This is a genomic window from Janibacter sp. DB-40 (genome assembly GCF_029510815.1).
In the GTDB taxonomy this organism is placed as follows: domain Bacteria; phylum Actinomycetota; class Actinomycetes; order Actinomycetales; family Dermatophilaceae; genus Janibacter.
The window spans coordinates 1147073-1173377 of sequence record NZ_CP120360.1; the positions used below are offsets into that span (position 1 = coordinate 1147073).

Sequence of the window (26305 nt, forward strand, 5' to 3'; positions counted from 1 at the left end):
CCCGTGCAGCAATGGACATCCCCGAGTGACACCCCGTCGCAGCTGAAGCCGTGCGTGGCGACCTTCGGCAACTTCGACGGGGTGCACCGCGGTCACCGCGCGATCCTCGACGAGCTGGTCCGCCAGGGCCGCGAGCGCGAGCTGCCGGTCGTCGTCGTCACCTTCGACCCCCACCCCGTCGAGGTGATGCACCCCGAGCGCGCGCCCGAGCTGATCGCCCCGGGCAGTCTGCGCGACGACTTCCTGCGGCAGGCGGGCATCGACGGGGTGCTCGTCCTGCCCTTCACCGCGGAGTTCGCCCAGACCTCCGCCGTCGACTACGTCGTCGACACCTTCGTCACCGGTCTCGGCGCCGCTGCCCTCGTCGTCGGGGCCGACACCAAGGGCTTCGGCGCCGGCTACACCGGGGACGTCTCGCTGATCCGCGAGCTCGGGGAGCAGCACGGCTTCGACGTGGTCGTCATCGAGGACCAGGGCGACGACGAGCGCTGGTCCTCGTCCGCGGTGCGCACCCACCTGGCCGCTGGTGAGGTGGAGGCCGCCGCCGAGATCCTCGACCGTCCGCACCGGGTCGTCGGGACGGTCGTGCACGGCCACCACCGCGGCCGCGACCTCGGCTACCCGACCGCGAACCTCGGCAGCGACACCCTCGGCCTCGTGCCGAGCGACGGCGTCTACGCCGGCTGGCTCACCCGCCTCGACCTGCCCGAGGGGAGCGCGGACCGGCGCCTGCCCGCCGCGATCTCGGTGGGCACCAACCCGACCTTCGACGGGCAGGTGCGCGTCGTCGAGTCCTACGTCCTCGACCGCACGGACCTCGACCTCTACGGCGAGCTGGTCGCCGTCGACTTCGTCGGCCACGTGCGCCCGACCCTGCGCTTCGACTCGATCGACGAGCTGCTCGAGGCCATGGCCCGGGACGTCGACACGACACGGGCGATCCTGGCGCCGTGACCGCGCGGAGGCGCGGCTGGGACCTCGCCGGTCTGCTGCGCTCCGACCTCGTGCTCGTCGCGGCCGCGCTGACCGCCTCGGGCCTGGGGGCCCTGCTGGTGCACTCCGCGACGCGGGCCGAGGTCGGCTCGGCCTACCTCGTGCGGCATCTGCTCAACCTCGCCATCGGGGTGGCCATCGCCCTCGTCGCCGTCCGGTTGGACCGCTCGATGCTGCGCGCCCTGGCGCCGGTGGTCTACCTCGCGGGCATCCTCGGGCTCGTCCTCGTGCTCACCCCCCTCGGCGTGGAGGTCAACGGCTCGCGCTCGTGGATCCGGGTGCCGGGGGGCTTCTCCCTCCAGCCCAGCGAGCTGGCGAAGGTCGGGCTGTGCGTCGCCCTGCCGATGCTGCTCGCCCCCGCCGCCGAACGGCGCCAACGCCCCCGCCCGCGCGAGATCCTCCTCGCGGGGCTGGTCACCGGGGTCCCGGTCCTGCTCGTCATGGCCCAGCCGGACCTCGGGTCGGCCCTGGTGCTCGTGGCGCTCGCGCTCGGTGTGCTCGTCATCTCCGGGGCCGCGTGGCCGTGGCTGCTCGCCGTCCTCGTCGCCGGTGTCGCCGCCGTGGTGACGGCGTTCACCACGCCCGTGCTCAGCCCGTACCAGCGCGACCGGCTCACCGCCTTCCTCGACCAGGGGACGGATCCGCAGGGGATCGGGTACCAGACCCGGCAGGTGCGGGCCGCGATCTCCGAGGGCGGCTGGGGCGGACAGGGCCTGCACTCGGGCGAGCTGACGAGCGCGGGCGCCATCCCCTTCCAGGAGACCGACTTCATCTTCTCGGTGGCGGGCGAGGAGCTCGGCTTCGTCGGCGCCGCCTTCGTCATCGGCCTCCTCGGCCTCGTCGTGGCCCGGATCGCGCTCGCGGGCACCCGCAGCGTCGACCCCTTCGTCCAGCTCGTCTGCTGGGGTGTCGCGGCGTGGTTCGCCGTGCAGTCGGTGGAGAACATCGGGATGAACCTGGGCCTCCTCCCGGTGACGGGACTGCCCCTGCCCTTCCTCTCCTACGGAGGGTCGTCGATGTTCGCCTGCTGGGCGGCGGTCGGCATCGTGATCGCGGTCACGACCGAGCACCGGGGTCGACCCGGGCAACACACGCGCACAAGGGATCTGGTGCACCAGCGTCCGGCCTGACCGCCGGGGTCACCAATGGGTGAACATGTGGACAGGTGGGTGACAATCGACGTACCGGTGGGTCATGATGCGCTCACCGAACGCCCACAAAGGAGTGGCCACCGTGCCTGACACCATCCCCCGCACCCCCGCCGACGAGCACTTCGACGCCAGTGTGTTCGAGGACCGCGCACCGAGTGTGGGTCACCTGCTGCGGCAGCGCATCGCCGACACCCCCGAGAGCACTGCCTACTCCTTCCCGGCGGGCATCGCCTGGGACGAGTTGACCTGGGCACAGCTCGGGGACCGGGTCTGGTCGCTCGCCGCCGGCCTCGTCGACCTCGGCGTCCAGCCCGAGGACCGCGTATCCCTCGCCTCGAGCACCCGGATCGAGTGGGTGCTGAGTGATTACGCGATCATGGCCGCGGGCGCGGCGACGACGACGATCTACCCGACGTCGATCAGCGACGACGTCGCCTTCATCCTCGACAACTCCGGCTCCAAGGTGGTCATCGCCGAGGACGCGGAGCAGGTCGGCAAGATCCGCGAGGTCCGCGACGCGATCCCGGGTGTGACCCATGTCGTGGTCATCGACCCCGAGGGTGTCGAGCTGGATGACTGGGTGCTCACCTTCGCCGACCTCGAGGAGCGCGGCGCGGCTCGCCTCGCGGCGGAGCCGGGGCTCGTCGACGCCCGGATCGACGGCACCGGACCCGACTCGCTCGCGACGATCATCTACACCTCGGGCACCACCGGGCGGCCGAAGGGGGTGCGCCTGCAGCACCGGACGTGGACCTACCAGGGCGCGGCCATCCGGGCGAACGGCATGCTCACCCCGGAGGACGTGCACTACCTCTGGCTGCCCCTGTCCCACGTCTTCGCCAAGGTGCTCCTGCTCATCGCCACCGATGTCGGCATGCAGACCGCCGTCGACGGGCGCATCGACAAGATCGTCGACAACCTCGGTGAGGTCCGCCCGACCTTCATGGCGGCGGCACCGCGCATCTTCGAGAAGGTCTACGCCAAGATCTCGCTGGGCATGGAGGAGGAAGGGGGAGCGAAGGCCAAGATCTTCGACTTCGCCTCCCGGACGGCCCGGGAGTACTCCCGTGCCCTGTCCGAGGACCGCAAGCCCGGGTTGGTCCTGCGCCTGAAGCACTCCATCGCCGACAAGCTCGTCTTCGCCAAGGTGCGGGAGCGGTTCGGCGGCCGGATCCGCTTCTTCATCTCCGGCTCGGCCGCGCTCAACCAGGACATCGCGCACTGGTTCAACGGCGCCGGCCTGCAGATCCTCGAGGGCTACGGCCTCACCGAGACCTCGGCCGCGGCGACGGTCAACCGGCCCTACGCCCTGCGGGTCGGGTCCGTCGGCTGGCCCACCCCCCAGTCGGAGATCAAGGTCGCCGAGGACGGGGAGCTGCTCGTCCGCGGCGAGCACGTCATGGAGGGGTACCACGACAACCCCGAGGCGACGGCCGAGGTGCTCACGGAGGACGGTTGGTTCCACACCGGCGACATCGGCGAGATCGACGAGCGCGGCTTCGTCAAGATCACCGACCGCAAGAAGGACCTGTTCAAGACGAGCAACGGCAAGTACGTGGCGCCCTCGCTCATCGAGTCGACCTTCAAGGGCCTGTGCCCCTACGTGGGCCAGCTGCTCGTCCACGGCGAGTCGCGGCAGTTCGTCACCGCGCTGGTCACCCTCGACGAGGAGGCCATCCGGCCCTGGGCGGAGGCCAACGGCCTCGGCGACGCGAGCTACACCGAGATCGTCTCCTCGCTGCAGGCGCGCGAGATGGTCCAGTCCTACGTCGACGAGCTCAACGCCGGCCTCAACCGGCACGAGCAGATCAAGAAGTTCCACATCCTCGGCCGCGACCTCACCGTCGAGGACGGCGAGCTCACCCCGAGCCTGAAGATGCGCCGCAAGGTCGTCGCCGACAAGTTCAGGGGGGACATCGAGGAGATGTACCCGAGCTGACGCGACGTAGCCACCCGGACGAGGTCGGGGTCGCCCCGACTCAGGGAGTGAGGAACGAACGACCAAGGGGCGGCGCCGGGCCTCGTCAGGGTGGCGACCTCGACTCGGGGCCCCAACCCCGATCTCGTCAGGACTTTGGGAGGGGGTGGCCAGCCCCCGTACCCTTGGCCCATGAGCGGTGAGACGATCTTCCCTGCCCTCGAGCCCCTGCTCGAGAAGGTCAGCAAGCCCATCCAGTACGTCGGCGGCGAGCTGAACTCCACGGTCAAGGAGTGGCAGGTCGGCGGTCACGGGCCCGGGGGCGAGGAGCTGACCGTGCGCTGGGCCCTGATGTACCCCGACGCCTACGAGGTCGGCGTCCCCAACCAGGGCGTGATGATCCTCTACGAGGTGCTCAACGAGCGCCCGGACGCGCTCGCGGAGCGCACCTACGCCGTCTGGCCCGACATGGAGGCCCTCCTGCGGGAGCACGGCCTGCCGCAGTTCACCGTCGACGGGCACCGCCCGGTGGGTGACTTCGACGTCTTCGGCCTGAGCTTCTCCACCGAGCTCGGCTACACCAACATGCTCACCGCCCTGGACCTCGCGGGCATCCCCCTGCACAGCAGCGAGCGCACCGACGAGCACCCGCTGGTCATCATGGGTGGCCACGCCTCCTTCAACCCCGAGCCGGTGGCCGACTTCGTCGACGCCGCGATCGTCGGCGACGGCGAGGAGGCCGTGCTCGCCGCGACCGACATCATCGGAGAGTGGAAGGCGCAGGGCCGTCCCGGTGGCCGGGTCGAGGTGCTGCGTCGTCTCGCCGCGACCGGCGGCGTCTACGTGCCCGCCTTCTACGACGTCGACTACCTGCCCGACGGGCGCATCCAGCGCGTGGTGCCGACCGAGTCGGGCGTGCCGTGGCGCGTGGACAAGCACACGGTCATGGACCTGGACGAGTGGCCGTACCCGAAGCAGCCCCTCGTGCCGCTCGCGGAGTCGGTCCACGAGCGGATGAGCGTGGAGATCTTCCGCGGCTGCACCCGCGGCTGCCGCTTCTGCCAGGCGGGCATGATCACCCGACCGGTGCGCGAGCGCTCGATCACCGGTATCGGCGAGATGGTCGAGCAGGGTCTGCAGGCCACCGGCTTCGAGGAGGTGGGCCTGCTCTCGCTCTCCAGCGCCGACCACTCCGAGATCGGCGACGTGGCGAAGGGGCTCGCCGACCGCTACGAGGGCACCAACACCGGTCTGTCGCTGCCGAGCACGCGCGTGGACGCCTTCAACATCGACCTGGCCAACGAGCTGACCCGCAACGGTCGCCGGTCCGGGCTGACCTTCGCGCCCGAGGGCGGCTCGGAGCGCATCCGCAAGGTGATCAACAAGATGGTCACCGAGGAGGACCTCATCCGCACGGTCTCCGCCGCGTACGGGGCGGGCTGGCGCCAGGTGAAGCTCTACTTCATGTGCGGCCTGCCCACGGAGACCGACGAGGACGTCCTGCAGATCGCCGAGGTCGCCAAGCGCGTCATCGAGACCGGCCGCGAGGTCGCCGGCCACAACGACATCCGCTGCACCGTCTCCATCGGTGGCTTCGTGCCCAAGCCGCACACCCCCTTCCAGTGGTCGCCGCAGCTGGGCGCCGAGCAGACCGACGAGCGCCTGCACAAGCTGCGCGACGCGATCCGCGCCGACAAGCGCTACGGCCGCTCCATCGGGTTCCGCTACCACGACGGCCGGCCGGGCATCGTCGAGGGGCTGCTCTCGCGCGGTGACCGCCGCGTCGGTCGGGTCATCGAGCAGGTGTGGCGCGACGGTGGTCGCTTCGACGGCTGGAGCGAGTACTTCTCCTACGACCGCTGGATGGCCGCGGCGGAGAAGGCCTTCGAGGGCACCGGCGTCGACGTCGACTGGTTCACCACCCGTGAGCGCGAGGAGGCCGAGGTCCTGCCCTGGGACCACATCGACTCCGGGCTGGACAAGGAGTGGCTCTGGCAGGACTGGCTGGACGCCCTCGACGAGACCGAGGTCGAGGACTGCCGCTGGACCCCGTGCTTCGACTGCGGTGTCTGCCCGCAGATGGGCACCGACATCGAGATCGGCCCCACGGGCAAGCAGCTGCTGCCGCTGACCGTCCTCGGCTCCGGCAAGGAGTCGATGGTGCGCTCCTGACGCGCCGAGCCTCGGGACACCCCTCCACGGGAGGCGGGCGAAGGGGGACAATCGCCTCATGACCGCGTCGACCCACGAGATCACCGAGGCCCTTCGTCGCGCCGGGGTCGCCGATGCCCGCACCGACGCGCTGACGGTGGGGATGTACTCCACCGACGCGTCGCTGTACCGGGTGCCCCCGCGAGCCGTCGTCCTCCCGCGGGAGACGGGCGAGATCGAGGCGACGCTCGCCGTCGCCCGTGACCTGGGCGTCCCGCTGACCGCCCGTGGCGGCGGGACCTCGTGCGCGGGCAACGCCGTCGGCCCGGGCATCGTCGTCGACACCTCGCGGTACATGAACCGCGTCCTCGAGGTCGACGTGGACGATGCCGGCGACGGCTCGGCCCTGGTGGAGTCCGGCGCCGTCCACGCCACCCTGCAGGCCGAGGCCCGGCGCGTCGGGCTGCGTTTCGGCCCCGACCCGAGCAGCCACTCCCGGTGCACCGTCGGGGGCATGATCGGCAACAACGCCTGCGGCAACCGCGCCCTCGGCTACGGCCGCACGAGCGACAACATCCTGGCCATGGACCTGCTCACCGCGGCGGGATCGCACCTGACGGCGACCACGGGAGTAGCGGGGGGACCCCCTTCGCTCACCGGTGACGACGCCCTGGTGACCCGGCTGACCGAGCTGCGTGACGCCCACCTGGAGACGATCCGCACCGAGTTCGGCACCTTCGGGCGGCAGGTCTCCGGCTACGCCCTCGAGCACCTCGCGCCCGAGCGCGGCCTGGACATCGGTCGCATGCTCGTCGGCTCCGAGGGCACGCTCGCGATGGCCACCCACGCCCGGGTGCGGCTCGTCAGCGACCCGCCGGCCACCGCGCTGGCCGTCCTCGGCTTCCCCGACATCTACGCTGCGGGCGACGTCGCCCACCTGCTCAAGGGACTCGGAGCGGTCGCCGCCGAGGGCATCGACTCCCGCATCGTCGACGTCGTGCGCGTCCGGCGCGGGCCGCAGGCCGTCCCGGACCTGCCACGGGGCGCCGCCTGGATGCTCGTCGAGGTCCCGGGGGAGACCACGGCCGACGCGGTCGCGTCCGCCGAGCGCATCTGCCGGGAGATCGACTCGCTCGACGCCCGCGTCGTGACCGACCCCGCCCAGGCCCGCTCGCTGTGGAGGATCCGCGAGGACGGCGCCGGCCTGTCCGCGCGCTCGCAGCGCGACCGTCCCGCCCACGCGGGGTGGGAGGACGCGGCCGTGCCGCCGGCGAGGCTGGGGGACTACCTGCGCGCCTTCGACGACCTCCTCGAGGAGCACGACGTCCAGGGCCTGCCCTACGGCCACTTCGGGGACGGCTGCCTGCACATCCGCCTCGACATCGAGCTCGACACCCCCGGCGCGCAGGAGCGCTACCGCTCGCTCGTGGAGGAGGCCGCCGACCTCGTCGCGGCCCACGGCGGGTCGCTGTCGGGGGAGCACGGGGACGGCCGTGCCCGCTCGGCGCTGCTGCCGCGGATGTACGGGCCGGAGACGATCGCCCTGTTCGGTGCGGTCAAGCACGCCTTCGACCCGACGAACCTGCTCAACCCCGGCGTGCTCGTCGACCCGGCACCGGCCGAGGCCGACCTGCGCATCCCCGCCGCGCACAAGGTGGCCGTGCCGCTGGCCTTCGGCTACCCGGAGGACGGCGGCGACTTCAGCCAGGCCGTCCACCGCTGCACCGGCGTCGGCAAGTGCCGCGCCGCGGGGACGTCGACGACGGTCATGTGCCCGAGCTACCAGGCGACGGGGGAGGAGAAGGACTCCACCCGCGGCCGCGCCCGGGCCCTGCAGGAGATGCTCAACGGCACGACGGTCACCGGCGGTTGGCGCTCCCCGGAGGTCCACGAGGCCCTCGACCTGTGCCTGTCCTGCAAGGGGTGCGCCAGCGACTGCCCGACCGGTGTCGACATGGCCACCTACAAGTCCGAGGCGCTGCACCAGACGTGGAAGGGTCGCCTCCGGCCGCGCAGCCACTACTCGCTCGGCCGGCTGCCGCAGCTGGCCCGGATCGCCTCGCGCGCACCGCGGCTGGTCAACGCGATGACCTCGCTGCCGGGGCTGAAGAAGCTCACCCTGCCGGCGGCCGGCGTGGACCCGCGGCGCAACCTGCCGACCTTCGCGCCGGAGACCTTCCGCACCTGGGCCCGGCGCGAAGGGATGATCGCCTCCGCCCCGCAGATGGCCCGCGCTGACCACCCGGTCGCGCTCTTCGTCGACTCCTTCACCGACCACTTCTCACCGCACGTCGGCCGCGCGACGGTGGCGGTCCTGCGGGAGGCGGGGTTCTCCCCCTTCGTCCCGGCGGAGGCGATGTGCTGCGGCCTGACGCTGATCTCCACCGGTCAGCTCGACGCGGCGAAGTCCACGCTGGACGACGCCGCGCGGGTGCTCGCCCCGGCGACGCACGCCGGCATCCCGGTGCTCGGGATGGAGCCGAGCTGCACGGCCGCCCTGCGCCACGACCTCCCGCGACTCGTCGACTCTGCCGCGGCCCGCACGGTCTCCACCAACGTGCGCACGGTCGCCGAGCTGCTCGGCACCGCCATCGACGAGGGCCGGTGGAGCGCGCCCGACCTCACCGGGACCGAGGTCGTCGCCCAGCCGCACTGCCACCAGCACGCGGTGATGAGCTGGAGCGCCGACGAGGCGCTGCTGGCGCGCACCGGCGCCACGGTGACCCGACTGGGCGGCTGCTGCGGGCTGGCGGGCAACTTCGGGGTCGAGCTCGGGCACTACGACGTCTCGGTCCAGGTGGCCGAGCTGCAGCTGCTCCCGGCGATCCGGCAGGCGGGCACCGACACGGTCCTCCTCGCGGACGGCTTCTCCTGCCAGACGCAGATCGCGGACCTGTCCGAGCGCGAGGGCGTGCACCTGGTCGAGCTCCTCTCGCGCGACGCATAGGCTTGACGCCCATGGCCAAGCAACGCACCCCCGAGGGGCCGCCCCCGCAGCCGCCGGTCCAGAAGCTGCGCATCCAGTACGCCCGGCGCGGGCGGCTGCGCTACTCCTCGACCCGTGACTTCGGTCGGGCGCTGGAGCGGGCGCTGCGCCGCTCCGGGGTGCCGATGGCCTACTCGGCCGGGTTCCACCCGCACCCGAAGATCTCCTACGCCAACGGTGCCCCCACGGGGGCGGCGAGCGAGGCGGAGTACTTCGAGATCTCGGTGACCGAGCAGGTCGACCCTGCCGCCGTGGCCGCGGCCCTGGACGAGGCGCTGCCCGAGGGCCTGGACATCGTCACGGTCGTCGAGGCGCGCCCGGGTTCGCTCGCGGACCGGCTGCAGGCCAGTCGCTGGGAGCTGCGCTTCCCGGGCGTGGAGCCGGCGGAGCTGGAGACGGCGGTCGCCGGATTCCTCGCCGAGGAGCGCATCGAGGTCGAGCGGATGTTCAAGAGGGGGATGAAGTCCTACGACGCGCGCGGGCCGGTCGAGTGGGCGCGTACCGGGGTCGCCGAGGACGGCTGTGCGATACTGAAGATGGTCGTGCGGCACACCACACCTGCCGTACGCCCCGACGACGTCCTCAGCGCGATCACCGCTGCCACCTCGTTCGCGCCGCCGCGGTCGCCGATCGCGACCCGGTTGGCGCAGGGGATCTGGAGCAGCGAGACCGAGAGCGTGGCCGATCCACTGGCCACCGACTGAGTCGCCGTCGGCCCCGTGGGGGTGCCGCGCACGGCGCGAGCCACCTCGAGGTAACACGGACTTGCTTCCGCGGGCCACCTGAGCCCGCGAACGCCGCGCCAGCGGCCTGGTCGCACCCTGCGAGGTGCCGGTGTGGGGCAGGGTCGCCGGCGCTGGAGGTGCCGCATGGCTCCCGAGAACGAGAACGTCGAGAATCCCACCGAGGAATCGACCCGGGTCGACCAGACCGAGGACGAGCAGACCCCGGAGCAGGCGCCCGCCGCCGCACCGGGCTTCGGGCTCCTCTTCCAGCCGCCCACGCCCGTCGCCGCCCCGCCCCGTCGCCAGCGCGACCCGGAGCCGTACGACGACGAGGACGAGGACGACGAGCGGGACTCGTCCGGGGACTCCGAGAGCGACTCCCAGCAGGGTGACGACTCGGACAACCAGCAGGGCGAAGGGGGTCGCAACCGGCGTCGTCGCCGTGGTGGGCGCGGGCGCAATCGCTCCTCCGACTCCTCCGACGGCGCCGACTCCGACGACGACGGCCCGAGCGGGTCGGGCTCCTCACAGAGCTCGTCCAAGGACTCGTCGAAGAAGTCCTCGAAGGAGTCCTCGAAGGAGTCCTCGAAGGACTCCTCCGACGACGGGGACGACGACGAGCAGAAGTCCTCGGGTGGACGCAGCCGCGGGCGCGGCCGGGGTCGCGGCCGCGGTAACGGCTCCTCGGGGCAGGACGAGCGCTCGTCCGACTCCGGCGATGACGGCAACGACAACGACAACGACGACGACTCCGACAGCGACTCCGGTGACGAGGACCAGTCCTCGGGCAGCTCGCGTCGTCGGCGCCGTCGCCGCCGTGGTGGCGGCGGCAGTGGTGGTGGCAACGGCGGCGGCAACGGTGGGGGCAACTCAGGTCAGGACGACCCGCCCGGGACCGTGACCAAGGTGCGCGAGTCGCGCCGCACCGAGCCGCAGGCGATCAAGGGCAGCACCCGCCTGGAGGCGAAGAAGCAGCGTCGCCGCGAGGGCCGCGAGGCCGGTCGGCGCCGCACGGTCATCACCGAGGCGGAGTTCCTCGCCCGCCGCGAGAGCGTCGAGCGGGTCATGGTCGTGCGCCAGCAGGATGACCGCACCCAGATCGGCGTGCTCGAGGACGGCGTGCTCGTCGAGCACTACGTCTCCCGGGAGACGACCTCGACGATGGTCGGCAATGTCTACCTCGGCCGCGTGCAGAACGTCCTGCCGAGCATGGAGGCCGCCTTCATCGACATCGGCAAGGGCCGTAACGCCGTGCTCTACGCCGGTGAGGTCAACTGGGACGCCCAGGGTGTCGGCAACGGCCAGGCGCGGCGCATCGAGAACGCCCTCTCCTCCGGCGACTCGGTCCTCGTCCAGGTGACGAAGGACCCGATCGGCCACAAGGGCGCGCGACTGACCTCGCAGGTCTCCCTGCCCGGGCGCTACCTGGTCTACGTGCCCGAGGGCAACATGACCGGCATCTCCCGCAAGCTGCCCGACACCGAGCGCTCACGCCTGAAGTCCATCCTCAAGCAGGTGGTCCCGGACAGCTCCGGCGTCATCGTGCGCACCGCCGCCGAGGGGGCCTCCGAGCAGGAGCTGACCGCCGACGTCGAGCGCCTGACGAAGGCCTGGTCGAGGATCAGTGACAAGGCCGAGGCCAAGAAGGGCAAGAAGACCTCCGCGGGCGGCGCCCCGACGCTCCTGCACGCCGAGCCGGACATGACCGTGCGCGTCATCCGCGACATCTTCAACGAGGACTTCGCGAAGATGGTCGTCTCCGGCGACGGTGCGTGGGAGGAGATCAAGCGCTACGTCGACGACGTCGCTCCCGACCTGGCCGACCGCCTCGAGAGGTGGACCGGCGACCGGGACGTCTTCGCCGAGCACCGCATCGACGAGGGGATCGCCAAGGCGATGGACCGCAAGGTCTGGCTGCCCTCGGGTGGTTCGCTCGTCATCGACCGCACCGAGGCGATGACCGTCGTCGACGTCAACACCGGCAAGTTCACCGGCTCCGGGGGCAACCTCGAGGAGACGGTGACGAAGAACAACCTGGAGGCCGCCGAGGAGATCGTGCGGCAGCTGCGGCTGCGTGACATCGGCGGCATCATCGTCGTCGACTTCATCGACATGGTCCTGGAGGCCAACCGTGACCTCGTCGTCCGGCGCCTGCTGGAGTGCCTGGGGCGCGACCGCACCAAGCACCAGGTCGCCGAGGTCACCTCGCTCGGCCTGGTCCAGATGACGCGCAAGCGGGTCGGTTCCGGCCTCATCGACGTCTTCTCCGAGAACTGCGAGGCCTGCAACGGCCGCGGCATCATCGTCCACAACGAGCCGGTGGCCCACGACCACGGCGGCAACGGCGGCGGTGGCTCCGGCAGCGGTGGCGGCGGCAAGTCCCGCCGGGGCCGCGGCAAGGGCGGCAGCGACAAGGACTCGCAGCCGAAGGCCGCGCCCGAGGAGGAGAAGGACGCCAACGGGCGCACCGCGGCCCAGATCGCGGCCGCTGCCCACGCGGCCGCGGTCAAGAGCATCGCCGAGCCCGGTGCCGGCGAGGACGTCGCTGTCGGCGACCCGGGGGCGAGGACCCCCGCACTGGAGCCGGAGGAGCCGAAGAAGGGCGAGGCGCCCGAGCCCGAGCCCGAGGCGCCCGCCCCCGAGCCGGCGGTCGTGGAGGCAACCCCCGAGGCTGCCCCCGAGCCCGAGCCCGAGCCCGAGCCCGAGCCGGAGAAGAAGCCGGCCCGGCGTCGCGCCGGTCGCCGCGCGGCCTCCAGCGCGGGGGCCCCGGTGACCCTCGAGCCGGTGGACCTGACCGCACCCGCGGCCACCGCGAGCGCACCGTTGACGCAGATCGCGGGGGAGAGCGGGGACGCCCCCACGACCCCCGTCGCCGACCCCCCGGCCGAGCCGGCCACGCCGCCGCGTCGCAAGCGCAAGCGCGTCACCGCCCAGGCGGGGCCGCCGGCGCCCGAGGCCACGGACTGACCCGCCGTCGAGGGCCCTGCCGGAGCGCGCAGTCGCGTTTTGCGGCGGCAGGTCCCTCGACGGTAGTCTCTACCCTTGGTGCGCCCACCGCGTGGACGCTTCGTGCCCTCGGGCGTGAGGACTGTCTGCCGGTCAGACCAGAGCGAGTGCGCCGGAAACGAAAGTGAGTTCCCACTGATGTACGCGATCGTTCGCGCAGGTGGCCGCCAGGAGAAGGTCTCCGTCGGCGACACCATCACCATCAACTCGATCAAGGGCAACGCCGGTGACAGCGTCGACCTGAAGCCGATCCTCGTCGTCGACGGCTCCACCGTCACCTCCGACGCCGACGCGCTGGCCAAGGTCAGCGTGACCGCCGAGGTCGTCGGGGCCGCCAAGGGTCCGAAGATCGTCATCACCCGGTACAAGAACAAGACCGGTTACCGCCGTCGCCAGGGTCACCGTCAGCCGCTGACCCAGCTGAAGATCACCGACATCAAGGCCTGAGCCTTCCAAGAGAGGAACCACTGACATGGCATCCAAGAAGGGCGTGTCCTCGACCAAGAACGGTCGCGACTCCAACTCCCAGCGCCTCGGTGTGAAGCGCTACGGTGGCGAGGTCATCGGCACCGGCCAGATCATCGTCCGCCAGCGCGGCACCCACTTCCACCCCGGCGACAACGTCGGTCGCGGCGGTGACGACACGCTGTTCGCCCTCGCCGACGGCGAGGTGCAGTTCGGCTCCAAGCGCGGTCGCAAGACCGTGAGCATCGTCCCGGCTGGTTCCGCCGGCTGACGCGACACACTGCGTGAGACGAAGGGGGCGGGTCCTGTCGACCTGCCCCCTTCGTCGTCCCATCCAGCCAGAAGTAGAAGAGGTGAGGTCGTGACGACCTTCGTAGACCGGGTCACCCTGCATGTCGAGGCCGGCAAGGGTGGTCACGGTGTCGCCTCCGTCCACCGCGAGAAGTTCAAGCCGCTCGGTGGACCGGACGGCGGCAACGGCGGTCACGGCGGTGACGTCGTGCTCGTCGTCGACCCGCAGGTGACGACCCTCCTCGACTACCACCGCAGCCCGCACCGTCGCGCGAGCAACGGTGCCCCCGGTGCCGGTGACGAGAAGAACGGCGCCAACGGCGAGGACCTCGTCCTGCCCGTGCCCGAGGGCACCGTCGTGACCGACAGCCGGGGCGACGTGCTCGTCGACCTCGTCGGTCCCGGGGCGCGCTTCGTCGTGGCCACGGGCGGACGCGGTGGCCTGGGCAACCGTGCGCTGGCCAGCCGCCGACGCAAGGCACCCGGTTTCGCGCTGCTCGGCGAGCCGGGCGAGGCCACCGACGTCGTGCTGGAGCTGAAGTCGCTCGCGGACGTCGCCCTCATCGGCTTCCCGAGCGCCGGCAAGTCCTCGCTCGTCTCCGTGCTCTCGGCGGCCAAGCCGAAGATCGCCGACTACCCCTTCACCACGCTCGTGCCCAACCTCGGCGTCGTCACGGCCGGCGACGTGCGCTACACCGTCGCCGACGTGCCCGGCCTCATCCCGGGGGCTAGCGAAGGGCGTGGCCTCGGCCTGGAGTTCCTGCGCCACGTCGAGCGGTGCTCGGTGCTCGTCCACGTCATCGACTGCGCGACCCTCGAGCCGGGCCGCGACCCGATGACCGACCTCGACGTCATCGAGGAGGAGCTGTCGGCCTACGTCGCCGACGAGACGCTCGGTGGCCAGCCGCTGTCGGAGCGCACCCGCATCGTCGTGCTCAACAAGGCCGACGTCCCCGAGGCCCGTGAGCTCGCCGAGATGGTCAAGCCGGACCTGGAGGAGCGGGGCATCGAGGTCTTCATCGTCTCGGCCGTGGCGCACCAGGGGCTGAAGGAGCTGACCTTCGCCATGGCACGCCACGTGGTCGAGGCGCGCAAGCAGATCGAGACCGATGTCAGCCCGCAGCGGGTCGTGCTGCGGCCCAAGGCCGTCGACGACTCCGGCTTCGTCGTGCGCAGGGAGACCACGCACGAGGGCGAGGTCTTCCGCGTCATCGGCGCCAAGATCACCCGCTGGGTCCACCAGACCGACTTCGCCAACGACGAGGCGATCGGCTACCTCGCCGACCGGCTCAACCGGGCCGGCGTCGAGGAGGAGCTGACCAGGGCCGGCGCCGTCGCCGGGTCCACCGTGCTCATCGGGCCCGAGGACAACGCCGTCGTCTTCGACTGGGAGCCCACCCTCGTCGGTGGCGCCGAGCTGCTCGGTGGCCGTGGGCAGGACCTGCGCCTGGACGAGAACACCCGCCGCACCACCGGCGAGCGTCGTGAGGAGTTCCACGCCCGCAAGGACGCCCAGACCGCCGCGCGCGACGAGCTGCGCGCGGAGCGGGAGTCCGGCCACTGGGTCGAGGACGAGTGAAGCCCGAGCGCGCGCGCCGGGTCGTCGCCGAGGCGCGACGTCTCGTCGTCAAGGTCGGCTCGTCCTCCCTGACCAGCGCTGCCGGGGGAGAGCTCGACGTCGCCCGATTGACCGCTCTGGTCAACGCCCTCGCCGCGCGCCACACCGCGGGCACCGAGGTCGTCCTCGTCTCCTCGGGCGCGATCGCCGCCGGCATCGGCCCGCTGGGGATGGCCACCCGTCCGCGTGACCTGGCCCGCCAGCAGGCCGCGGCCAGCGTCGGGCAGGGCGTGCTGCTGTCCGCCTACGACGCGGCCTTCGGCCGGCACGGGCACACGATCGGCCAGGTGCTGCTCACCGTCGACGACGTCACCCGGCGCACCCACTACACCAATGCCCGGCGCACCCTGGACTCGCTGCTCGGGATCGGTGTCGTCCCGATCGTCAACGAGAACGACACGGTCGCCACGGACGAGATCCGCTTCGGCGACAACGACCGGCTGGCCGCGCTCGTCGCCCAGCTGATCCGCGCCGACGCACTCGTGCTGCTCACCGACGTCGACGCGCTGTACACCTCGTCGCCGCACGACCCCGGCGCCGAGCGGGTGCCCGTCGTGGAGGACCCCAGACAGCTGGCGCAGATCTCCATCAGCGGCACCGGGTCGGCCGTCGGCTCGGGTGGCATGACCACCAAGGTCGAGGCGGCGACCATCGCGCACGCCGCGTGCATCCCGACGGTCCTCACCTCCGCCGATCAGGTCTGCGAGGCGATCGACGGGGAGGACGTCGGCACCGTCTTCCTCCCCGGGGAGCGCTCCCGCGGCTCGCGCGGGCTGTGGTTGGCCTACGCGACCTCGCCCCGCGGCTCGGTGCAGATCGACGAAGGGGCGGTCACCGCCCTTCGCGAGCGGGGCCGCTCACTGCTGCCGGCGGGGATCACCGGGGTCACCGGCTCCTTCACCGACGGCGACCCGATCGACGTCATCGGGCCCGACGGCGTGGTCGTCGCCCGTGGGTTGGTCAACTACACCTCCGGCGAGCTGCCGCACCTCATGGGCCGCTCGACCAGGGAGCTGGCCGCTGCCATCGGCCCGCAGTACGAGCGTGAGGTCATCCACCGGGACCACCTCGCGATCCTGTGACCACGGTCAGCGGGTGCGCCGCAGGCGCTGCACCCCCGCGAGCAGGTGGTCGTTGAGTCGTGGCGCGCCCGGGGCCATCGGCCGGTCGTGCGTGCCCCGCAGGGTCCACGCCGTCGCCTCGAGCTGTTTGGTCAGCTCACCGGGGTGGGCGGCCCACAGGCGCGCCAGGCGAGCGAGCTGGCGGGCGCGGCCGCGCAGCAGCGCGGCCGGGGCGATGTCGGCGTCGTGCACCAGGTCGAGGCGGAACCGTTCGGCGACGAGGCGTGGGTGCACCCGCACGCCCGTGGACGTGTTGAGCAGGTTGTTCCCGTGCAGCACCTGGGCCCACATCACGGGGGCGGCCACCTCACGCAGGGGTGCGTGCCCGCGCGCGCGGGCGTGCTTGGCGGCGTAGACGGTCAGCGGCGGCTGCCCCGGCCGCCGGGCCTCGATGAGGGACAGGAAGGGGCTGGAGAGGACGTTGGTGCGGTGCACCGCACCCGAGCGCTCGATCTGCACGCCCCGGGGGAAGTTGACGAAGAGACGGTCCTGACCGGCCAGCTGGTGCTGCACGCGGGCCATGAAGTCCACCGCGATCGCGTCGTCGCTGTCCAGGCGCGTGGTGATCAGGTGCGGTCGGGACGAAGGGGGCAGCAGGTGCGCGAAGGTCTCCCGCCGCCACGGCTCGTGGGTCCATACGGGGGTGAAGGCCCCCTCGGACAGGCGGGTGACCTCGGCGCGGAAGTCGTCGGAGCAACGGTCGTCGAGCAGGACGAGCCAGGTGAAGGGCGCCGCCCCCTGCTGGGAGAGGACCGAGGGCAGGCAGGCGTCGACGAAGAAGCCGAGCCGGTAGAACAGCCAGTCCTCCGTGGGGGGAGGCGCGCCCGGGTCCAGCACCGCGCTGAAGCGAGTCAGCAGCGCATGGTCCGCGTCCACGACCGGCCTTCCTCGCTGCGGGCCTCAGCGCACCCGCGTGACCTCGAACTGCATCCGCGGGTCGGCGTAGACCTCCTGCGCCTGGACGAGCTGCAGCTCACGGCGGCCGGAGTCGAGGGTCGTGCTCAGCAGGTCGAAGACCGAGGAGACCGTCCGGCCGAGCGCCTCGGGCAGCGAGCGCGAGCGCACCCAGTGGCTGGTGAAGAGGGCGGCGGTGACGTCACCCGAGCCGTTGGCCTTCAGCGGCAGGTGCGGCGTCTGCACGATCCACGCCTCGTCGTCGTGGCAGGCGAGCATCTCGATGGTGCCCTCGGGGCGGTCCGGTCGCAGCACGGAGGTCACGAGGATCGTGCTCGGGCCGATCTCACGGGCCCGGTCGACCGAGGCGAGCGTCTCCTCGAGCGTGTGCGGCTGCGTGTCGGTCAGGTAGCCCAGCTCGAACTGGTTCGGCGTGATCAGGTCCGCCTTCGGGGCGACCTTCTCGCGCAGCAGCACCGGGATCGACTCGTGGACGAAGCAGCCGGACTTCTCGTTGCCCATGACCGGGTCGCAGGCGTAGATCGCCTCGGGGTTGGCGGCCTTGACCTTGGCGACGGCCTCGAGGATCGTCGCGCCGATGCCCTCACCGCCCTGGTAGCCGGACAGGACCGCATCGACCTCGCCGAGGGCATCGCGCTCGCCGATGCCGGTGATGACGTCGGCGACGTCCGCCGGGTCCATCAGGGGACCGCGCCAGGCGCCGTAGCCGGTGTGGTTGGAGAAGTTGACCGTGTGGACCGGCCACACCTCGACACCGAGGCGCTGCATCGGGAAGACGGACGCGGAGTTGCCGACGTGTCCGTACGCGACGTGGGACTGGATGGACAGGATCGTCGTGGTCACCCGGGCATTCTTCCACTGCCCACCTCCCGGACCGTCATCGGCGGGGGGAGCGATCCCTTCTACTCTGGTGGCATGACCGACAGCACCTCCGTCGTCCGTGACCTGGCCGAGCGGGCCCGCGTCGCCTCCCGCCGGCTCGCGCTGCTCACCCGGGCGGAGAAGGACGCGGCGCTCCTCGCCCTCGCCGACGCGCTCGACGCGGCCACCGAGGAGGTCGTCGCCGCCAACGGCGAGGACCTGGCGCGGGGACGCGAAGGGGGGATGGCCACCGGTCTCCTCGACCGCCTGACGCTGGACGCCGACCGTGTCGCCTCCGTCGCGCAGGCCCTGCGCGACGTCGCGGCCCTGCCCGACCCGGTGGGGGAGGTCGTGCGCGGCTCGACCCTGGCCAACGGCCTGCAGATCCGCCAGGTCCGCGTGCCGATGGGCGTCGTCGGCATGATCTACGAGGCGAGGCCCAATGTCACGGTCGACGCGGCCGGGCTCGGGCTGAAGTCCGGCAACGCGATGATCCTGCGGGGCGGCTCCGCCGCGGCGAGCACCAACCGCGCGCTGGTCGCCGCCCTTCGCTCCGCCCTGGCCGCGCACGGGCTGCCGCAGGACGCCGTCCAGCTGCTCGAGGGCGACCACGACGCGGTCAAGGCGCTGATGACCGCCCGTGGCCTGGTCGACCTGCTCATCCCGCGCGGGGGAGCGGGCCTGATCCGGGCCGTCGTCACCGAGTCGACCGTGCCCGTGATCGAGACGGGCGTCGGCAACTGCCACGTCTACGTCGACGCCGGCGCCGACCGGGACAAGGCACTGGCCATCACCCTCAACGCCAAGACCCACCGGCCCAGCGTGTGCAACGCCGCAGAGTCCCTCCTCGTGCACTCGAGCATCGCCGGGGAGTTCCTGCCCCGCGCGCTCGCCGACCTGGCGGCCGCCGGCGTGACGCTCCACGGCGACGAGCGCACCGTCGAGCTGGCGCCCGAGGGGGTCGAGGTCCTCCCGGCCACCGACGAGGACCACGACTGCGAGTACCTGGCGCTGGAGATGTCGGTCGCGGTCGTCGACGACGTGGACGCGGCGATGGAGCACGTGCGCCGGCACGGCTCGGGGCACACCGAGGCCATCGTCACCGAGGACCGGGCGGCCGCCCGCCGGTGGACCGCCGAGGTCGACGCGGCCGCCGTGCTCGTCAACGCCTCGACGCGCTTCACCGACGGTGGGGAGTTCGGCTTCGGCGCGGAGATCGGCATCTCGACGCAGAAGCTGCACGCCCGCGGCCCGATGGCACTGCCGGAGCTGACGACGACGAAGTGGATCGTCGAGGGGGACGGGCAGGTCCGCGCCTGACGCAGGACGAGGGCCCTCCCTCCGGGAGAGCCCTCGTCCGCTTGGGTGCGAGCCACGATCCTGCGGCGACAGCAGCACGGCGTCGTGGCACGAGGCCGCGACGTCGCGGTGACACGTGGACCAGGAGGTGCCGACGCAGCGGTCGCCAGGGCCAGCACGGTGCGGCCCGTGCAGGCATGCCGACGTCGTTATCCCTGTGGTCCGTTGGCCGTGCACCCCCCTCTGGAAGTGGCGATCACGACCGCGGTGTGAGGACTGTTCTACGCCGATTCGGCGCTCGGTGGCAACAGTTGTCGGCCACGATCTGTGAACGGCCACCACACACAGCCGTGTCCACAGGAACATCGCGCTTCCTCGTGGTCGTCCACATGGCTGTGGACGGGAACGGTGGACAAGGTCGGTGGACAAGGTCGGTGACGACGGGGGCGCCGGCCCTCGCGCGCGGGCCGGTAGGATGGCCGCCATGCTGAGTATCGCCCTGCCCCTCCTCGCCGGGGCCGAGACCCACGTCGAGCTCCCGGTCCCGCCGTTCGTCTACGGCCTGATCGCCCTGGCCGTCTTCGCGATGATGCTGGGAGCCCTCTTCGCCGTCCGCCAGGCCTCGACGAAGCTGCCGCGCCGGGAGAACACCGTGGCGCACGGGGCCCCGCACGCCTACGAGGGCAAGGGCGTCTACGGCCACGGCGACGACGAGGCCCACCGCTGAGCAAGCGCCCCAGGCGGCTGGGCGTGATGGGTGGGACCTTCGACCCCATCCACCACGGCCACCTCGTGGCGGCCAGCGAGGTCCAGTCGCTGTACGAGCTCGACGAGGTCGTCTTCGTGCCCACCGGCAAGCCGTGGCAGAAGGCGCACGCGGAGGTATCGCCGGCCGAGCACCGCTACCTGATGACGGTGGTCGCCACGGCGTCCAACCCGCGCTTCACCGTCAGTCGGGTCGACATCGACCGTGAGGGGCCGACCTACACGATCGACACCCTGCGTGACCTGCGCGAGCAGCGGCCCGACGACGAGCTGTTCTTCATCACCGGTGCCGACGCTCTCGCGCAGATCCTGTCCTGGAAGGACATCGACGAGCTGTGGGAGCTGGCGCACTTCATCGGCGTCACCCGCCCCGGCTACCACCTCAGCGAGTCCGGACTGCCCCGGCACCGGGTGACCCTGCAGGAGGTGCCGGCCATGGCGATCTCCTCCTCCGACTGCCGTGCGCGGGTCGCCGACGGCGAGCCGGTCTGGTACCTCGTGCCGGACGGCGTCGTGCAGTACATCAGCAAGTACGAGCTCTACACCGACGACCGGGAGTGACCGACAGACCGTGGTAGCCACCCAAGAGGCCATCGACCTCGCCAAGATCGCGGCGCATGCCGCCCATGACAAGCTCGCGACGAGCATCACCGGACTCGACGTGTCCGGCCAGATGCCCCTCACCGACATCTTCCTCATCGTCTCCGCGGACAACGAGCGCCAGGTCCAGGCGATCGTCGACGCCGTCGAGGACGAGATGCGGGAGAAGGCGCAGGCCAAGCCGCTGCGCCGCGAGGGCAACGGCCCCGGCCGCTGGGTCCTGCTCGACTTCGGCGACGTCGTCGTGCACGCGCAGCACGACGAGGAGCGCGACTTCTACGACCTCGAGCGCCTGTGGCGCGACTGCCCGCACCTCGACCTCGGTGTCGTCGGCTCGGAGCAGGAGCAGGGCGGAGCGTGAGCGAGGTGACCCGCTCCCTCGCCGCCGAGGCCACCACCGGCCGGGCGAAGGGGGAGCCCCGCCGCCTCGTCGTGCTCCGGCACGGCCAGACCGTCGCCAACGCCCGGGGGATCTGGCAGGGCCAGCTCGACCACGAGCTGTCCGAGCTGGGCCACGAGCAGGCGCGCGCCGCTGCCGCGGCGATCTCCTCCCTTCGCCCCTCGCGGGTGGTCTCCTCCGACCTCTCCCGCGCCCACGTCACCGCGCAGGAGGTCGCCTCCGCCAGCGGCGGGCTCGACGTCAGCCTCGACGAGCGCTGGCGGGAGATCCACGCCGGTGGCTGGCAGGGGCTGACGGCCGACCAGGTGTACTCGCAGTACCCGGAGGACGCCGACAAGCTGCTCACCGGTGAGGACTTCCGGCGCGGAGGCCACGGCGAGTCCCTCGCCGACGTCGCCGCGCGCACCCGTGCGGCCCTCGACGAGCTCATCGCGACGATGGACCCCGGGGAGTGCGTCGTCATCGCCACGCACGGCGTCACGGGCCGCTCCCTCGTCGCCGAGCTCGTCGGCATCGACCAGTCGCTCGCCTGGCGTGCGCTCGGGGGCTTCGGCAACTGCCACTGGGCCGTCGTCGAGGAGGGCAGCACCCCCGCCACCGGCCGCAGCGGCTGGCGCATCGCGCAGTGGAATGCCTCCGCGGAGGGGCTCTGAAACGCCGATTTGGATAACGGTGGGTGCGTCAGGTTAAACTCTCGCAGTCCCCTTCACGGGGGATCCCACACTCGGGGCTGTAGCGCAGTTGGTAGCGCACCTCCATGGCATGGAGGGGGTCAGGGGTTCGAATCCCCTCAGCTCCACAGTGGCACGAAGGCCCGGACCGATCGGTCCGGGCCTTCGTCGTACCGTGGGCGCATGAACACGATCCACACGATCGGTCACTCCACGCGACCGATCGAGGAGTTCATCGAGCTGCTCACCGACCAAGGTGTCACGCGGGTCGTGGACATCCGCACGGTGCCCAAGTCCCGGCACAACCCCCAGTACTGGGGTGATGCGCTCGAGGCGTCCCTGGCGGACGCCGGGCTCGGCTACTCCTACGTCAAGGCGCTCGGGGGACTGCGGCCCAAGCACGCGGACTCGCCCAACACCGCCTGGCGCAACACCTCCTTCCGCAACTACGCCGACCACATGCTCACCGACGAGTTCGGCTCCGGCCTCGAGGAGCTGATGGCGCTGGCGGAGGACGACTCGTGCGCGATCATGTGCGCCGAGGCCGTGCCGTGGCGCTGCCACCGCCGGCTCGTCGCCGACGCCCTGCTCGTGCGCGGTTACACCGTCCTGGAGATCATCTCCGGGGGCAGGCCGAAGGAACACGAGCTGACCCCCTTCGCCGTCGTCGAGGGGACGCGGGTGACCTATCCGGGCAGCGACGAGGGGGAGCCGGCCGGGGAGTGAGGCTCAGCGGGCCTGCGAGTGGTACTCGTGGTTGGGCACCATCCCCAGCGCGCTGGAGACGCGGTTGGTCATGTTGAACATGCCGATGACCTGGACCGCCTCGAGGATCTCGTGCTCGTCCATGCCGGCCGCGCGCATCGGCTCCAGGTCGCCCTCGTCGACCGACCCCGGGGCGCGCGTGAGCAGCTCGGCGTACTCGGCCATCGCCTGCTGGCGCTCGTCCAGCTCGGCCTGGCGCCAGTTGACCGCGACGAGGTCGGCCGTCACCGGGTCACCGGAGTACTCGCGCAGGGCGGCCCCGTGGGAGACGACGCAGTAGGTGCACCGGTTGATCCCGCTGACGACGACGGCGAGGAGCTCACGCTCGGCGTTGGTCAGGTGGCCCTCCTTGTTGACCAGGAGGTTGAAGTACTTCCACCACGCCTCGAACTGCGCGCCGTTGAGGGCCTGTGCTCGGAAGACGTTGGGGATGAAGCCGAAGGCCTCACGGGACTTCTCCCACAGTCGCTGGACGCCCTCGGGGACGTCCTCGACGCCCGGGACACGGAGGAAGGAGATCGGACGCGATGTGTCAGCCATGACGGCAACCTACTCCGACCGTCAATTTACCCAGCCACAATAGTGAAAAATGTGATGAGGTCACTACGCTGGCCCCAACGCCCCCACCCAAGGAGATGTCATGAAGTCGCAGTCACTGACCGAGCTGGCGCAGGAGCACCTGGCGAAGGCCCACGCCGGCAGCGCCGGCCGCAGTGCCATCACCGTCCACGGTCGTCACGACTACGTCCTGCGCCAGACGCTCGTCGCCCTCGTCGGGGGCGAGGCGCTCGCCCCGCACGACAGCCCGCAGGAGGCGACCCTGCAGGTCCTCTCCGGCAGGGTGCGCCTGGAGACCGGTGAGGAGTCGTGGGAGGGCGGTCCCGGCGACCTGCTCATCATCCCGCCGCAGCGCCACGACCTGCTCGCGCTGGAGGACTCCGCGGTGCTGCTGAGTGTCGGCACCGGCAGCAACACCTGAGGGTGGCCACGAACCGCTCGGGTGTCGTGGCGGCACCCGGCCCGGTGATGGTCGCCGTGGGCTGGGTCGCCGTGGTCCTCGGGGGACTCGTCGCCGCGGTCACCGGTCCCTTCGACTGGACGAAGGGGAGCTGGGCCGCGGCCTACCTCGTGCTCGTGGTCGGCGCGGCCCAGTACGCCATGGGGCGGAGGCATCCGGCCGGTCCTCCACCCGACCGCCCGGGGTGGGCCCAGCTGGCCGGGTGGAACCTCGGCAGCCTCCTCGTCATCGGCGGCACCCTCGTCGCGACCCCGCTGCTCGTCGACCTGGGGTCGGTGCTGCTCGTCGTGGCGCTGGCGCTCGCGCTGCGGGGGGACCTGCAGGGACCGGCGCGCGCCGCCCGGGTGACGTGGGCGTACCGCGCGATGCTGCTCGTGCTGCTCATGAGCATCCCGATCGGGATCGTGCTCTCCCACCTGCGCAGCTGAGCGGTCCGCCCCCGTCGTCCGGTCAGAGCCGCAGCAGCCGGGCGGCGTTGTCGTGCAGCACCGCCCGCGCCCACTCGTCCCCGAGGCCGAGCCCGATGACGGCGTCGACCGCCTCGAGGTACGGGTAGGGGATGTTGGGGAAGTCGCTGCCGAAGAGCACCCGGTCACCCAGTGCGCGCAGGTCGTCCAGACGGTCGGTGGGGAAGGGGGTGGCCTCCTCGGTGAAGGCCGTGAACGCCATCGTCGTGTCCAGGTGGACGCGCGGGTGCTCGGCGCAGATGTCGAGGAACTCGCCGTAGTCGGGCATGCCCATGTGCGCGATGACGAGCGTGAGCTCGGGGTGGCGGGCCAGCAGCCGGCGCACCGCCTGCGGCCCGGTGAAGGTCCCCGGCGCCGGACCGTTGCCCGCGTGCGTGATGACCGGCGTGCCCGCCTCCTCCAGCACGGTCCACACGTCCTCGAGCAGCGGGTCGGCCATGTCGTAGTCGCCGACCTGCACGTGCACCTTGAACAGCTGGGTCCCGCTCGCGATCGCGCTGCGCACCTCGTCGGCGGCGCCCGGCTCGGGGTAGAAGGTCGCCGAGCGCAGCACGTCCGGGTGGTCGTCGGCGAAGTCGCCGGACCACGCGTTCAGCCATGCGGCCATGCCCGGCTTGTGCGGGTAGTTCAGCGACGGGAAGGCGCGCACGCCGAAGGAGCGCAGCGTCGCCAGGCGCTCCTCCTCGCTGGTGCGGTAGGCGATCGGCCACGGCCGACCGATGAGCGGTCCGGCCGAGTCAAAGTACGCCCACACCTTGTCGAGCACGCGCTGCGGCATGAAGTGCGTGTGCACGTCGATGATCCCGGGCAGGTGGAGGGAGTCCACCCGCGCCCTGATCCGTGCGGCCTCGTCGGCAGGGGGCGCGTACGTCGTCGGGCTGTCCATGGCGCCACCCTAGGAGGCACTCGGACCGACCCCTCGAGGGGGACGACGACTGCGACCCCGTCAGCCGCCATCGCCGCGATCCTGCCGGTGGGTCGGGGTGATCCACACACGCTGGTGGGCGCGATGCTGGTTACTCTGTCCGGGTCAGCAGCACCGATCGACAGGGGAGAAGCGCGTGATCTGCACCGTCAGCACCATCAAGGACTCCATCGCCAACGTCACCCGCTTCGTCGAGGAGAACCTCGCCGCCGGTGCGGACCATCTCTTCATCTTCTCGGAGGGTGGGGACCACGACGTCCTGACCTATCTCGAGGGTCACCCGCACGTCACAGTCGTCGATGCCGATGCGGTGAATCGTCGTGTCGCCCAGCCGGAGAACCTCAACACCCGACAGACGATCAACGCCAACCGGATCAACTGGTTGCTCGCCGACATCGACAGCGCCGAGTGGCTCTTCCACCTTGATGGTGATGAGATCCTCGACATCGACAAGGAACGCCTCCTCGCCCTCGGCCCCGATGTCGCGACGGTCCGTCTGGTGCCCAAGGAGTCCGTCAGCTCCTCCGACGCCGGTTACCGCGGGTACTTCAAGCGACTGTTGTCGAAGGAGGAGCTGGCGCTGCTGACACTCTTTGGCGTCATCGACGAGGCCATGAACAGTGTCTACTTCCACGGTCACGTCTCGGGGAAGGTGGGACTGCGCCCGTCGAGAGCCCATGGGGTGCACATTCACGACGTGAGCCTTCTCGGTGAGGAGGGGACGACGGAGGACTTCCGGGCGGACTGGTTGCACGTCCTGCACTACGACTCGCTCAGTCCTGAGGAGTACCTGCGCAAGTGGAGCGTCAACGCGGCCGGAACGCCGCACAACTTCCGCGGGCGGAGGAAGCTCATCCATGCCGCGATGAGTGGCCTGGTGAAGAACGAGCGGATCGACGAGAACACGAAACGTGAGTACATGCTCGAGATCTACCGGCGCGAGATCGAGGACGACGCCCCGTCCCTGGAGAAGTTCGGGCTGCTGGAGAGGGTCGAGCCCCGGAATTACCGTCCCGGTTCCTTCAGTCGGCGAGAGCTGGATGCGATGACTGCGGTGCTGCCGCGACTGCTCGAGGCGGAGCCGCGGTACTTCCAGCCGCGCAAGACCGAGTACGACCCGGCAGAGCTGATGGCGACGATCTAGGAGGGTGCAGCAACGCGTCCGCGGTCGCTGACGCGGCGTTGTCGACGAAC

The 26305-nt window shown here is 71.4% G+C and carries 24 protein-coding genes and 1 tRNA gene; 21 read left to right on the top strand and 4 right to left on the bottom strand.

Annotated features, from left to right (window positions below; translation table 11 throughout):
- The first annotated feature begins 3 nt into the window (after positions 1–3).
- From PVE36_RS05480 to proB, 11 genes are all read left to right on the top strand, one after another.
- Positions 4–954 carry a bifunctional riboflavin kinase/FAD synthetase gene (locus PVE36_RS05480; RefSeq protein WP_277455088.1) on the top strand — a complete coding sequence of 317 codons (951 nt, stop codon included), beginning with the start codon at positions 4–6 and terminating at the stop codon, positions 952–954.
- On the top strand, positions 951–2123 hold the full coding sequence (locus PVE36_RS05485) for an FtsW/RodA/SpoVE family cell cycle protein (protein ID WP_277455089.1): 1173 nt from the start codon (positions 951–953) through the stop codon (positions 2121–2123). The genes PVE36_RS05480 and PVE36_RS05485 overlap by 4 nt, the downstream gene beginning before the upstream one ends.
- Positions 2124–2226: 103 nt before the next feature.
- On the top strand, positions 2227–4083 hold the full coding sequence (locus PVE36_RS05490; protein WP_277455091.1) for a long-chain fatty acid--CoA ligase: 1857 nt from the start codon (positions 2227–2229) through the stop codon (positions 4081–4083).
- A 171-nt stretch (positions 4084–4254) separates the two neighbouring features.
- Positions 4255–6234 (top strand): TIGR03960 family B12-binding radical SAM protein, encoded by a 1980-nt coding sequence (locus PVE36_RS05495; RefSeq protein WP_277455093.1) that lies wholly within the window; start codon positions 4255–4257, stop codon positions 6232–6234.
- 58 nt (positions 6235–6292) lie between these two features.
- Positions 6293–9160: an FAD-binding and (Fe-S)-binding domain-containing protein gene (locus PVE36_RS05500; RefSeq protein ID WP_277455096.1), complete on the top strand. Its 2868-nt coding sequence runs from the start codon at positions 6293–6295 to the stop codon at positions 9158–9160.
- 11 nt (positions 9161–9171) lie between these two features.
- Entirely contained in the window at positions 9172–9903 is a 732-nt protein-coding gene (locus PVE36_RS05505) for a TIGR03936 family radical SAM-associated protein (protein WP_277455097.1), read from the top strand.
- A 165-nt stretch (positions 9904–10068) separates the two neighbouring features.
- Positions 10069–12891: an Rne/Rng family ribonuclease gene (locus PVE36_RS05510; protein ID WP_277455099.1), complete on the top strand. Its 2823-nt coding sequence runs from the start codon at positions 10069–10071 to the stop codon at positions 12889–12891.
- A 177-nt stretch (positions 12892–13068) separates the two neighbouring features.
- Positions 13069–13377, top strand: a complete 309-nt coding sequence (gene rplU / locus PVE36_RS05515) for a 50S ribosomal protein L21 (RefSeq protein WP_277455100.1) — start codon at positions 13069–13071, stop codon at positions 13375–13377.
- 25 nt (positions 13378–13402) lie between these two features.
- Positions 13403–13666 carry a 50S ribosomal protein L27 gene (gene rpmA, locus PVE36_RS05520; RefSeq protein WP_277455103.1) on the top strand — a complete coding sequence of 88 codons (264 nt, stop codon included), beginning with the start codon at positions 13403–13405 and terminating at the stop codon, positions 13664–13666.
- Positions 13667–13756: 90 nt separating this feature from the next.
- Positions 13757–15265 carry a GTPase ObgE gene (gene obgE / locus PVE36_RS05525; RefSeq protein ID WP_277455105.1) on the top strand — a complete coding sequence of 503 codons (1509 nt, stop codon included), beginning with the start codon at positions 13757–13759 and terminating at the stop codon, positions 15263–15265.
- The gene (gene proB / locus PVE36_RS05530; protein ID WP_277455106.1) at positions 15262–16386 is read left to right on the top strand and encodes a glutamate 5-kinase; all 1125 of its coding nucleotides are present in this window, start codon (positions 15262–15264) and stop codon (positions 16384–16386) included. The genes obgE and proB overlap by 4 nt, the downstream gene beginning before the upstream one ends.
- Positions 16387–16392: 6 nt before the next feature.
- Here the strand turns inward: proB and PVE36_RS05535 are convergent, their stop codons facing one another.
- Both PVE36_RS05535 and pdxY read right to left on the bottom strand, forming a co-directional pair.
- On the bottom strand, positions 16393–17301 hold the full coding sequence (locus tag PVE36_RS05535; protein WP_277455107.1) for a glycosyltransferase: 909 nt from the start codon (positions 17299–17301) through the stop codon (positions 16393–16395).
- 24 nt (positions 17302–17325) lie between these two features.
- The gene (pdxY, locus tag PVE36_RS05540; protein WP_277455108.1) at positions 17326–18183 is read right to left on the bottom strand and encodes a pyridoxal kinase PdxY; all 858 of its coding nucleotides are present in this window, start codon (positions 18181–18183) and stop codon (positions 17326–17328) included.
- A 72-nt stretch (positions 18184–18255) separates the two neighbouring features.
- Between pdxY and PVE36_RS05545 the strand changes: the two genes are divergently transcribed.
- The 7 genes from PVE36_RS05545 to PVE36_RS05575 all read left to right on the top strand — a co-directional run bounded on the left by PVE36_RS05545 (position 18256) and on the right by PVE36_RS05575 (position 22662).
- A complete protein-coding gene (locus PVE36_RS05545) occupies positions 18256–19521 on the top strand; it encodes a glutamate-5-semialdehyde dehydrogenase (protein WP_277455109.1) in 1266 nt (421 codons plus the stop codon).
- Positions 19522–19984: 463 nt separating this feature from the next.
- Positions 19985–20227: a hypothetical protein gene (locus PVE36_RS05550; protein ID WP_277240119.1), complete on the top strand. Its 243-nt coding sequence runs from the start codon at positions 19985–19987 to the stop codon at positions 20225–20227.
- A gap of 26 nt (positions 20228–20253) precedes the next feature.
- The gene (gene nadD / locus PVE36_RS05555; protein ID WP_277240120.1) at positions 20254–20826 is read left to right on the top strand and encodes a nicotinate-nucleotide adenylyltransferase; all 573 of its coding nucleotides are present in this window, start codon (positions 20254–20256) and stop codon (positions 20824–20826) included.
- A gap of 10 nt (positions 20827–20836) precedes the next feature.
- A complete protein-coding gene (rsfS, locus tag PVE36_RS05560; protein ID WP_277455110.1) occupies positions 20837–21226 on the top strand; it encodes a ribosome silencing factor in 390 nt (129 codons plus the stop codon).
- On the top strand, positions 21223–21918 hold the full coding sequence (locus PVE36_RS05565; protein WP_277455111.1) for a histidine phosphatase family protein: 696 nt from the start codon (positions 21223–21225) through the stop codon (positions 21916–21918). Before rsfS ends, PVE36_RS05565 begins: the two co-directional genes overlap by 4 nt.
- A gap of 73 nt (positions 21919–21991) precedes the next feature.
- Positions 21992–22064 (top strand) — tRNA-Ala (locus tag PVE36_RS05570).
- Positions 22065–22119: 55 nt separating this feature from the next.
- Positions 22120–22662: a DUF488 domain-containing protein gene (locus tag PVE36_RS05575; protein WP_277455113.1), complete on the top strand. Its 543-nt coding sequence runs from the start codon at positions 22120–22122 to the stop codon at positions 22660–22662.
- Between the two features lie 3 nt (positions 22663–22665).
- Here PVE36_RS05575 and PVE36_RS05580 read toward each other — a convergent pair whose 3' ends face one another.
- Entirely contained in the window at positions 22666–23241 is a 576-nt protein-coding gene (locus PVE36_RS05580) for a peroxidase-related enzyme (protein ID WP_277455114.1), read from the bottom strand.
- Positions 23242–23341: 100 nt separating this feature from the next.
- On the opposite strand from PVE36_RS05580, the gene PVE36_RS05585 reads away from it, so the two are divergent.
- Positions 23342–23680, top strand: coding sequence for a cupin domain-containing protein (locus tag PVE36_RS05585; RefSeq protein WP_277455116.1), 339 nt, complete (start codon positions 23342–23344; stop codon positions 23678–23680).
- 2 nt (positions 23681–23682) lie between these two features.
- A complete protein-coding gene (locus tag PVE36_RS05590; RefSeq protein ID WP_277455117.1) occupies positions 23683–24147 on the top strand; it encodes a hypothetical protein in 465 nt (154 codons plus the stop codon).
- Between the two features lie 22 nt (positions 24148–24169).
- Here PVE36_RS05590 and PVE36_RS05595 read toward each other — a convergent pair whose 3' ends face one another.
- A complete protein-coding gene (locus PVE36_RS05595; RefSeq protein ID WP_277455118.1) occupies positions 24170–25072 on the bottom strand; it encodes an amidohydrolase family protein in 903 nt (300 codons plus the stop codon).
- Between the two features lie 175 nt (positions 25073–25247).
- Here PVE36_RS05595 and PVE36_RS05600 point away from each other — a divergent pair, with 175 nt between their 5' ends.
- Complete coding sequence (locus tag PVE36_RS05600) at positions 25248–26255, top strand: glycosyltransferase family 2 protein (RefSeq protein ID WP_277455119.1); 1008 nt, start codon at positions 25248–25250, stop codon at positions 26253–26255.
- The last annotated feature ends 50 nt before the right edge of the window (positions 26256–26305 follow it).